The sequence below is a fragment of the Thermomonas sp. XSG genome (assembly GCF_014678725.1).
GTDB lineage: Bacteria > Pseudomonadota > Gammaproteobacteria > Xanthomonadales > Xanthomonadaceae > Thermomonas.
On record NZ_CP061497.1, the window covers coordinates 1,933,480 to 1,943,936 of the forward strand.

Sequence of the window (10,457 nt, forward strand, 5' to 3'; positions counted from 1 at the left end):
GCCATGGGCGGCTTCAACCTGTCGGCATGGGCGCTGCGAAACCGCGCGCTGGTGCTGTTCCTGATGATCGTGCTGGCGCTGGTCGGCGCCTGGTCGTACCGCCAGCTGGGCCAGTCGGAAGATCCGCCCTTCACCTTCAAGGCGATGGTGGTGCGCACGGTGTGGCCGGGCGCGACCGCCGAACAGGTGGCCAAGCAGGTCACCGAGCGCGTCGAGAAAGCGGTGATGGGCACCGGCAAGTACGAGTTCGTGCGTTCGTACTCGCGGCCGGGCGAATCCCAGGTCATCGTGATGGCGCGCGACTCGATGAAGTCGAAGGACGTGCCCGAGCTCTGGTACCAGGTGCGCAAGAAGGTCGGTGATATACGCGCGACGTTGCCGGCCGAGGCGATCGGCCCGTTCTTCAACGACGAGTTCGGCGACACCTTCGGCAACATCTACGCGCTGACCGCGCCGGGCTTCGACTACGCGCTGATGAAGGACTACGCCGACCGCATCCAGCTGGAGCTGCAGCGGGTGCCGGACGTCGGCAAGGTCGAGCTGATCGGGCTGCAGGACGAGAAGATCTGGATCGAACTGTCGAACACCAAGCTGGCCACCCTGGGCATCCCGCTGGCGGCTGTGAAGCAGGCGCTGGACGAGCAGAACGCGATGGCCCAGGCCGGTTTCTTCGAGACCGGCAGCGACCGCATCCGCCTGCGCGTGGACGGGCAGTTCGACTCGGTCGAACAGATCCGCGCGTTCCCGATCCGCGCCGGCGACCGCACCCTGCGGCTGGGCGACATCGCCAGCGTCAAGCGCGGCTTCGCCGATCCGGCGGCGCCGAAGATGCGCTTCATGGGGCAGGACGCGCTGGGCATCGCGGTGGCGATGCGCGACGGTGGCGACATCATCCGCCTGGGGAAGACGCTGGAGGCCGAGTTCCAGCGCCTGCAGAAGACCCTGCCGGTGGGCATGCGGCTGGGCAAGGTGTCCGACCAGCCGCAGAGCGTGCACGAGGCGATCGGCGAGTTCGTGCGCGTGCTGGCCGAGGCGGTCGCCATCGTGCTCCTGGTCAGCTTCTTCTCGCTGGGTCTGCGCACCGGCATGGTGGTGGCGGTCAGCATCCCGCTGGTGCTGGCGATGACCTTCGCCGCCATGCACGTGTTCGGCATCGGCCTGCACAAGATCTCGCTGGGCGCGCTGGTGCTGGCGCTGGGCCTGCTGGTGGACGACGCGATCATCGCGGTGGAGATGATGGCGATCAAGATGGAGCAGGGCTACTCGCGGCTGAAGGCGGCGAGCTTCGCGTGGGAATCAACCGCGTTCCCGATGCTGACCGGCACGCTGGTGACCGCGGCCGGCTTCCTGCCGATCGCCACCGCGGCGTCGAGCACCGGTGAATACACCCGCTCGCTGTTCCAGGTGGTGGCGATCGCGCTGTGCGTGTCGTGGGTCGCGGCGGTGCTGTTCATTCCGTGGCTGGGCGACAAGATGCTGCCGGACCTGCACGATGCGCACCTGCGTCCGACCTTGATGCAGCGCCTGCGCCAGCGTTTCCGGGGCGCGCGATTCGAACCCGCCGCTGCCGCACACACGCACGATCCTTACGACAGCGCTTTCTACCGTCGCCTGCGTGGCTGGCTGGAATTCTGCCTGCGCCGGCGGTGGCTGGTGATCGGCGCCACCGCGGCGGCGTTCGTGGTCTCGCTCGCGCTGTTCCGCTTTGTCCCGCAGCAGTTCTTCCCGGACTCGGTGCGTCCGGAGCTGATGGTGGATCTGGAGCTTGCCGAAGGCAGCTCGCTGCGGTCCACCGATGCGCAGGCGCGCAAACTCGAGGCGCTGCTGAAGTCGCGCGAAGGCATCGAGAACTACGTCGCCTATGTCGGTACCGGTTCGCCGCGCTTCTACCTGCCGCTGGACCAGCAGCTGCCGGCTGCCAACTTCAGCCAGTTCGTGGTGCTGGCGAGGGATCTGGAAGCGCGCGAAGCGACCCGCAGCTGGCTGATCGCCGAGGTCGCGCCGCAGTTCCCCGAGCTGCAACTGCGCGTCACCCGGCTGGAGAACGGCCCGCCGGTGGGCTACCCGGTGCAGTTCCGCGTCTCCGGCGAGGACATCGGCCAGGTGCAGGCGATCGCGCGCAAGGTGGCCGACAGGGTGCGTGCCGATCCTGACGTGGCCAACGTCAATCTCGACTGGGGCGAACCCAGCAAGGTGGTGCGGCTGCGCATCGACCAGGACCGCGCCCGCGCGCTGGGCGTGAGCAGCGCGCAGCTAGCGCATTTCCTGTCCGGTTCGCTGTCGGGGCTGTCGGTCAGCACCTACCGCGAGGACAACGAGCTGATCGAAATCCTGTTGCGCGGCACTGGCGAAGAACGCACGCGCCCCGACCTGCTGGGCAGCCTGGCCGTGCCCACGCCCGGCGGCAGCGTGCCGCTGGCGCAGATCGCCACGCTGGAGTACGGCTTCGAGGACGGCATCATCTGGCATCGCAACCGGCTGCCGACGGTGACCGTGCGCGCCGACATCCGCACCGACGCGCTGACCCCGCCCACGGTAGTGGCGCGGATCCTGCCGACGCTCGCCGATGTCCGTGCGTCGTTGCCGGAAGGCTACCTGCTGGAAACCGGCGGCACGGTGGAGGATTCCGCGCGCGGGCAGAACTCGATCAAGGCCGGTCTGCCGCTGTTCCTGCTGGTGGTCACCGCGCTGCTGATGCTGCAGCTGCGCAGCTTCCCGCGCACCGCGCTGGTGCTGCTGACCGCGCCGCTGGGGCTGATCGGGGTGGTGCTGGCGCTGCTGCTGTTCCGGGTGCCGTTCGGATTCGTGGCGATGCTGGGCACGATTGCGCTGGCCGGCATGATCATGCGCAACTCGGTCATCCTGGTGGACCAGATCCAGCAGGACATCGATGCCGGCCACGACCGCTGGCACGCGATCATCGACGCCACCGTGCGCCGCTTCCGCCCGATCGTGCTGACCGCGCTGGCGGCGATCCTGGCGATGATCCCGCTTTCGCGCAGCGCCTTCTACGGTTCGATGGCGGTGGCGATCATGGGTGGGTTGACGGTGGCGACCCTGCTCACCCTGTTCTTCCTGCCGGCGCTGTACGCGGCCTGGTTCAAGGTGCGCCGGGACGAAGCACGGGCCTGACGCCAGTCAACGTGGTGGCCGCGATGCTAGATTGACAACGGGCAGGCGCAGGCCTGCCCGTTGCCGCAACAGGGGGACGCTTGTCGATCGGAAATGCCGGAAGCAGCGGCAGGAACACGCCGCGCGCGTGGATGCAGCGGCTGTTGCTGGCGCTGCTGTGGCTGCTGGTGCTGCCGGCGGCCTGGGCGGCGCCGGGCACGCGTCACTACACGGTCAGCGGCTGGACCATGGAAGACGGCCTGCCGCACCCGCTCGTGCACGTGGTGGCGCAGGACCGCGAAGGTTTCCTGTGGGCCGGTACCTGGGAGGGTGCGGTGCGCTTCAACGGCCGCAACTTCAGCCTGTTCGACCGCCAGAACGTCCGTGGCATGGAGCTGGCAGGCGTCTACAGCATCCTGCCCGAGGCCGACGGCGGGGTGCTGTTCGGCACCGCCCGCAATGGCATCGTCCGCTATTACCAGGGTGCCTGGCAGCGCGTGGGTGGCGAGGCGACGCGCACGCTGGCGGTATCTGTGTTGCGGCGTGGCAGCGACGGCGCGCTGTGGTTCGCCTCCGGTCGGCGCCTGATGAGACTGGACGGGCTCGGCCTGCACGACGCCGGCAGTCTGGCGGGGCTGCCGGCTGGCGAGGTGCTGGCGCTGGTGGAGGACCAGAACGGCGCGCTGCTGGTGGCCGGCGAAGCCGGGCTGTACCGCATCGCGCACGGCCGCGCACAGCGCTGGGGCGCGGACTGGGTGGCGCCCGGTGCGGCAACCGCACTCCTCGCCGATGGCCGTGGCGGCTGGCTGGCCGCGCATGATGGCGGCGTGCGCTGGCGGCATGCCGATGGCCGGGTCGAACGCATCGATGTGGGCCGCCGGGTCAGCGCGATGGTGCTGGACGAACGCGGGGTGCTGTGGATGAACCTGTCCGACGGCCAGCTGCTGCGCCGCGACGCCGACGGCAGCCAGTGGCCGATGGGGATTCCCGGCACGGTCAACAAGGCATTGCTGCTGGACCGTGAAGGCCTGGTCTGGGTGGGCAGCAGTGATGGCCTGTACCGGGTCGCCGATGGCCAGGCCAGCGGACTGACCCGGCGGGACGGGTTGGGCAGCGACTACGTCCGCACCGTGCTGCAGGACGACGCAGGCGCCTACTGGATCGGCCATGCCGACGGCCTGTCGCGCTTCTCGCAAGGGCGGATGCAGACCATCCGGCTGGGCGAGGGTGCCGGGGCGCATGACACCTCGGTGCTGTCGCTCGCCCGGCACCAGGGCCTGCTGTGGGTGGGTACCTACGATCTGGGCGTGCTCCAGCTGGACCTGCAGGGGCGGGTGCTGCAGCGCCTGCGTCTGGGCAGCGGCACCCAGCCGGTGGTCCGCGCACTGCTGCCGGAGCCCGACGGCAGCCTCTGGATCGGCGGCAACCACGGGCTGGTCCACTGGCGCGACGGCCGGGCGCATCCCTATCTGGGGGGCGCGGGCCAGCCGGACCTCGTCGTGCAGGCGCTGTACCGTGACCCCGACGGCCCGCTCTGGATCGGTACCAACAACGGCATGGCCATGCTCGATGCAGGCGGCCGGCTGCATCGCTGGGAGCCCGACCGTGACGTGCCCGCGCAGTATTTCTTCGACTTCCTGCGCGATGCCGGCGGCGATCTGTGGATCGCCAGCGACCGCGGTCTGCTGCGCATGCGCAACGGCCGCTTCACGGTCTACGACCACCAGCGGGGACTACCCCGCGACAAACTTTTCCGGATCATCGACGACGGCACCGGCAGCCTGTGGCTGTCCAGCAACATGGGCCTCTTCCGGGTGGCACGGCGCGAACTGGACGAGATCGACGCCGGCACCCGCCTGCAGCTGGCCGTGCACGTCCTCGACCGCAGTGACGGCATGCCCAGCAACCAGGGCAACGGCGCCAGCCAGCCTGCCGGCTGGTTGACGCGGGAAGGCCTGCTGCTGTTCCCGACCTCGGGGGGTCTGGCGGTGATCGAACCCGGTGCGGTGGCGGGCGGCCGCGCCGGCGCGCCGCCGGTGGCGTTCGAGCGGGTGACCGTGGATGGGCAGGCGCAGCCGATGCGGCCGCTGCTCACCCTTCGCCCGGGGGTCAACCGGCTGGCGGTCGGCTACGCGGGGATGAGCTTCCGCGCGCTGGACAAGCTGCGCTACCGCTATCGCCTGCATGGCTACGACCAGGACTGGGTGGGCGCCACGGCCGGCGACGAGGCGGTCTACACGCGGCTTCCGCCGGGCGACTACCAGCTGGAAGTACAGGCGATGGCGATGCCGGTGGACTGGTCGCGCAGTGATCGCATCGGCAGCGCGCACATGCGGATCGAGGTCGTGCCCGCGCTGTGGCAGCGGCCGTGGGTGCGCATGCTGCTGGCGCTGGGCGTGGCGGTGGTGGTGGCGCTGCTGGGCTGGTGGCGCACCGCCAGCCTGCGGCGCCGCCAGCGCCGGCTCAACCGGATCATCGCTGAGCGCACCGAGGAGCTCAGCGAGAAGAACCGCCAGCTGGAGGTTGCCGGTTATCGGCTGCAGCATCTGGCCACCCACGACGGGCTGACCGGGTTGCCCAATCGCCGCGCCGGCGACGCCCAGCTGGTCGGCACGGTGGCGCAGGCACGGGCAGAAGCCAGGCCGCTCAGCGTTGCCCTGATCGACATCGACCACTTCAAGCAGATCAACGATCGGCATGGCCACGCGGCGGGCGATGCCGTGCTGCAGGCGGTGGGGGCCGCCCTGGCGGAATTCGTGGCGGAGTGGGGCCTGTTCGCCGCGCGTTTCGGCGGCGAAGAATTCCTGGTGTGCATGGAGGAACTGCCGCTGGCGGAGGGCGCAACGCGGATGCGCGAACTGCTGGAGCGTATCCGGGCGCTGCCGGTGACCACCGAGGAGGGCGCGGAGCTGCACTGCACGTTCAGCGCCGGCGTGGCCGAACTGGTGCCCGGACAGACCCCGCATGCGCTGTTGGCGCTGGCCGATGACCGCCTGCTGCAGGCCAAGCAGCAGGGTCGCAACCGCATCGTCGCCGGCTAGGCGTTCGCCGCCCGGTCGCGGCCGCCATCCAGCAGGGCGATGAAGGCCTGCGTAGCGCGCGATGGCGTGCGCCCGGCATGGGTCACGCAGCCCAGCTGGCGCGACAGCTTCAGGCCGCTGACCGGCAGGACGCGCAGGCTGCGGTCCAGCATGGTCCGCGGCAGCACGCCCCAGGCCAACCCCACCGAGGCGAGCATCTTCAGTGTCTCCATGTAGTTGCTGGTCATCCGCAGCCGCAGCGGCAGGCCGCGGCGGCCGAAGGCGTCTGCGACGATGCGATGGGTGAAGGTGTGCGTTTCCGGCAGCACCGCCGGATGCGCTGACAGTTCAGCGAGCGTGGGGCGGGCGCGGCGCGCCAGCGGGTGGTTGGGCGCGGCGACGAAACACAGCGGATCCTCCCACAGCGGTGCAGCCCGCAGCGGCGACGTGGCGGGCCCGAGGGTGGTGAGGGCCACGTCGATCCGGCCCAGCAGCACCTCGTTCCAGGCCTGCTCGGAATCGAGGAAGCGGATATCCAGATCCACCTGCGGATACCTGGCCACGAACCGGCGCAGCAGCGGCGGCAGGCGGTGCAGGCCGATGTGGTGGCTGGTGGCCAAGCGCAGGGCGCCGCCCACGCCCTCGCCCACCTCGCGCAGCGCGCGGCGCGCTTCACCGGCTTCGTCCAGCAGCCGCTGCGCGCGCGGCAACAGCGTTCGGCCGGCCTCGGTCAGCACCACCTGCCGGCCCAACCGGTCGAACAGGCGCGTTTCCAGCGTGGCTTCCAGCTGGGCGATGCGCTTGCTGACCGCGGGCTGGGTCAGGTGCAGCCGCTCCGCTGCGAGGGAAAAGCCCCCGTGTTCGGCCACCGCGACGAAAGCGGCAAGCCCGGGCAGGTCCATATGCATTCCTTGATGGAATCGAATGGATGAAAAATATCCATTTGAGTCATCCAATGGAAGCCGGCAGTCTGGGCCGTGCGCCGCACCGGAGACCGGACCATGCCCGGCAAGACCCTCTACGACAAACTGTGGGAGATGCACGAGGTCAGCCGTCGCGACGACGGTTCCTCGCTGCTTTACATCGACCGCCACATCCTCCACGAGGTGACCTCGCCGCAGGCGTTCGAGGGCCTGCGGCTGGCGGGTCGCAAGCCGTGGCGGGCGGACGCCAACCTCGCCACGCCCGACCACAACGTGCCGACCACGCGGACCGAGCGCGCCGGCGGGCTGGCCGCGATCGCCGACGAGACCTCGCGCATCCAGGTGCGCACGCTGGACGAGAACTGCGCGGACTTCGGCATCCTCGAGTTCCCGATGGACGACCCGCGCCAGGGCATCGTCCACGTGGTCGGTCCGGAGCAGGGCGCCACGCTGCCGGGCATGACCGTGGTCTGCGGCGATTCGCACACCTCCACGCACGGCGCGTTCGGCGCGCTGGCGCATGGCATCGGCACCTCGGAGGTCGAGCACGTGCTGGCCACGCAATGCCTGGTCGCGCAGAAGATGAAGAACATGCGCGTGCGCGTCGAAGGCGAACTGCCGCCGGGCGTGACCGCCAAGGACATCGTGCTGGCCGTCATCGGCCGCATCGGCACCGCCGGCGGCACCGGCCATGCGCTGGAATTCTCCGGCAGCGCGATCCGCGCGCTGTCGATGGAAGGCCGCATGACCGTCTGCAACATGGCGATCGAGGCGGGCGCGCGGGTCGGCATGGTGGCTGTGGACGACACCACCATCGACTACGTGCGCGGCCGTCCGTTCGCGCCGGCTGGCGAGCAGTGGGATGCGGCGGTGGCGCTGTGGCGCACGCTGGTCTCCGACGCCGATGCGCATTTCGACGTCGACATCGAACTGCGCGCGGAAGACATCCGCCCGCAGGTGAGCTGGGGCACTTCGCCGGAAATGGTACTGGCGGTGGACGGCAACGTGCCCGATCCCGCGCGCGAGGCCGACCCGGTGAAAAAGGATTCCATTACGCGCGCCCTCAAGTACATGGGCCTGCGCGCCAACCAGCCGATCACCGACATCCGGCTGGATCGCGTCTTCATCGGCTCCTGCACCAATGCGCGCATCGAGGACCTGCGCGCGGCGGCGGCGGTGGCGAAGGGCCGCAAGGTGGCGGCGACGGTGAAGCAGGCGCTGGTGGTGTCGGGCTCCGGGCTGGTCAAGGCGCAGGCCGAGCGCGAAGGGCTGGATCGCATCTTCCTCGACGCCGGCTTCGAGTGGCGCGAGCCCGGCTGTTCGATGTGCCTGGCCATGAATCCGGATCGGCTGGAAAGCGGCGAACACTGCGCGTCCACCTCCAACCGCAATTTCGAGGGCCGGCAGGGCGCCGGCGGCCGCACCCATCTGGTCAGCCCGGCGATGGCCGCCGCCGCCGCGATTGCCGGCCACTTCATCGACGTGCGGGAGCTGCAATGAATCCCTTCACCAAGCACACGGGCGTGGCGGTGCCGCTGGATCGCGCCAACGTCGACACGGACCAGATCATCCCCAAGCAGTTCCTGAAGTCGATCCGCCGCAGCGGCTTCGGCCCCAACCTGTTCGACGAGTGGCGCTACCTCGACGTCGGCCAGCCGGGACAGGACTGTTCGACGCGGCCGCTGAATCCGGACTTCGTGTTCAACCAGCCGCGCTATGCGGGCGCCAGCGTGCTGCTGGCGCGCGCCAACTTCGGCTGCGGCTCCAGCCGCGAGCACGCACCGTGGGCGCTGGCCGAATACGGCATCCGCGCGATCATCGCGCCGAGCTTCGCCGACATCTTCTTCAACAACAGCTTCAAGAACGGGCTGCTGCCGATCGTGCTGCAGGACGAGGAAGTGGATGCGCTGTTCGCGCAGTGCGACGCCGCGGAAGGCTATGCGTTGGCCATCGACCTGCAGGCGCAGACGGTGACGCGGCCCGATGGGACGCGGCACCACTTCGCCGTCGACGCCTTCCGCAAGCACTGCCTGCTGCACGGGCTGGACGACATCGGCCTGACCCTGCAGCACGCCGACGCCATCCGCGCCTTCGAGGCGCGCCATCGCGCGGCGCAGCCGTGGGTGTTCGCGCGCGGCTGAGCGCGGTCACTCGGGCGCATCCGCGTGCGGATTGGGGTGCGGCGAATGGGGTCGGAGCGGACCTTTCGCTTCGCTGAAAAGACACCCGACCCCATCTTCAAGCAGGTTCGCCTCAGTCGCGCAGCTCCATCACATGGCAGGGCAGCTCCAGCTGTTCCAGCACCGCGGCGGTAACGGCGCGCGTGCCGACCGCGCGGCTGCGGTCGCTGGCCAGGTCGGCGGTGAATACGCCCGCTTCCAGCGCGCGTGAAACCGCCAGCTCCACGCACTGCGCCTCGCCCTCCAGCCCCAGCGCATGGCGCAGCAGCATCGCCGCGCTGAGGATAGCGGCGTAGGGATTGGCAACGCCCTTGCCGGCGATGTCCGGCGCACTGCCGTGGATCGGCTCGTATAGCCCAATTTGACGGCTCGGCTGCGCCGATTCATCGGGCCCGCTGCTGCCTTCGCCCAGGGAAGCCGACGGCAGCAGGCCCAGCGAGCCGGCCAGCATCGAGGCTTCGTCGGTGAGGATGTCGCCGAACATGTTCTCGGTCACGATCACGTCGAATGATCGCGGCCGCGCCAGCAGGTGCATTGCCATGGAATCCACCAGCTGGTGTTCCAGCTGCACGTCCGGGAACTCCTCGCGCACGACGCGCGTCGCCACCTCGCGCCACAGCCGCGAGGTTTCCAGCACGTTGGCCTTGTCCACTGAAGTCAGCCTGCCGCTGCGCGCGCGCGCCAGCCGGGCGGCGTGGCGCACCACGCGCTCGATCTCGGCGACGCTGTAGCGGCACAGGTCGGATGCGTCGCTGTCACTGCGGACCTTGTCGCCGAAATAGATGCCGCCGGTCAGCTCGCGCACCACGATCAGGTCCACGCCCTGCAGTAGGTGGGGCTTGATCGGCGAGGCGCCCAGCGTGGCCGCGTGCGGCTTGACCGGGCGCAGGTTGGCGTACAGGCCCAGCGCCTTGCGGATCGCCAGCAACCCCTGTTCCGGGCGCACCTTGGCGCTGGGGTCGGACCACTTCGGTCCGCCGACCGCGCCCAGCAGGATGGCGTCGGCGGATCGGGCCGCCGCCAGCGTGGCATCCGGCAGCGCGCTGCCGCTGGCGTCGATGGCGGCGCCGCCAATCAGGTGTTCGCTGAAGTCGAAGTCGTGGCCATAGCGCGCGGCCACCGCGCGCAGGACGGCAACGGCGGCGGCGGTGACTTCGGGGCCGATGCCGTCACCCGGCAGTACGACGATGTTGGCGTGCATGTGTGCGGTTCCTTGGAGGGAG

6 protein-coding genes are annotated in these 10,457 nt (G+C 69.8%); 4 read left to right on the forward strand and 2 right to left on the reverse strand.

The annotated features are described in order from the left end of the window. Window positions 1–3: 3 nt before the first annotated feature. Together ICG51_RS09130 and ICG51_RS09135 are read left to right on the forward strand one after the other, a co-directional pair. A complete protein-coding gene (locus ICG51_RS09130) occupies window positions 4–3,132 on the forward strand; it encodes an efflux RND transporter permease subunit (protein ID WP_190280075.1) in 3,129 nt (1,042 codons plus the stop codon). 80 nt (window positions 3,133–3,212) lie between these two features. Beyond that, window positions 3,213–6,152: a ligand-binding sensor domain-containing diguanylate cyclase gene (locus ICG51_RS09135; protein ID WP_223809419.1), complete on the forward strand. Its 2,940-nt coding sequence runs from the start codon at window positions 3,213–3,215 to the stop codon at window positions 6,150–6,152. Here ICG51_RS09135 and ICG51_RS09140 read toward each other — a convergent pair. Next, entirely contained in the window at window positions 6,149–7,033 is an 885-nt protein-coding gene (locus ICG51_RS09140) for a LysR family transcriptional regulator (RefSeq protein ID WP_190280076.1), read from the reverse strand. The genes ICG51_RS09135 and ICG51_RS09140 overlap by 4 nt on opposite strands. Before the next feature lie 99 nt (window positions 7,034–7,132). On the opposite strand from ICG51_RS09140, the gene leuC reads away from it, so the two are divergent. Both leuC and leuD read left to right on the forward strand, forming a co-directional pair. After that, a complete protein-coding gene (gene leuC / locus ICG51_RS09145; RefSeq protein ID WP_190280077.1) occupies window positions 7,133–8,554 on the forward strand; it encodes a 3-isopropylmalate dehydratase large subunit in 1,422 nt (473 codons plus the stop codon). Next, complete coding sequence (leuD, locus tag ICG51_RS09150) at window positions 8,551–9,195, forward strand: 3-isopropylmalate dehydratase small subunit (protein ID WP_190280078.1); 645 nt, start codon at window positions 8,551–8,553, stop codon at window positions 9,193–9,195. Before leuC ends, leuD begins: the two co-directional genes overlap by 4 nt. A gap of 112 nt (window positions 9,196–9,307) precedes the next feature. On the opposite strand, the gene leuB is transcribed toward leuD, so the two are convergent. After that, window positions 9,308–10,435, reverse strand: a complete 1,128-nt coding sequence (gene leuB / locus ICG51_RS09155) for a 3-isopropylmalate dehydrogenase (RefSeq protein WP_190280079.1) — start codon at window positions 10,433–10,435, stop codon at window positions 9,308–9,310. Between the last annotated feature and the right edge of the window lie 22 nt (window positions 10,436–10,457).

Bases quoted from the DNA above. Each gene is read 5' to 3' on its own strand.
- ICG51_RS09130 (WP_190280075.1), top strand. From the start codon at position 4: ATGGGCGGCTTCAACCTGTCGGCATGGGCGCTGCGAAACCGCGCGCTG.
- leuB (WP_190280079.1), bottom strand. From the start codon at position 10,435: ATGCACGCCAACATCGTCGTACTGCCGGGTGACGGCATCGGCCCCGAA.
- leuD (WP_190280078.1), top strand. From the start codon at position 8,551: ATGAATCCCTTCACCAAGCACACGGGCGTGGCGGTGCCGCTGGATCGC.
- ICG51_RS09140 (WP_190280076.1), bottom strand. From the start codon at position 7,033: ATGGACCTGCCCGGGCTTGCCGCTTTCGTCGCGGTGGCCGAACACGGG.
- leuC (WP_190280077.1), top strand. From the start codon at position 7,133: ATGCCCGGCAAGACCCTCTACGACAAACTGTGGGAGATGCACGAGGTC.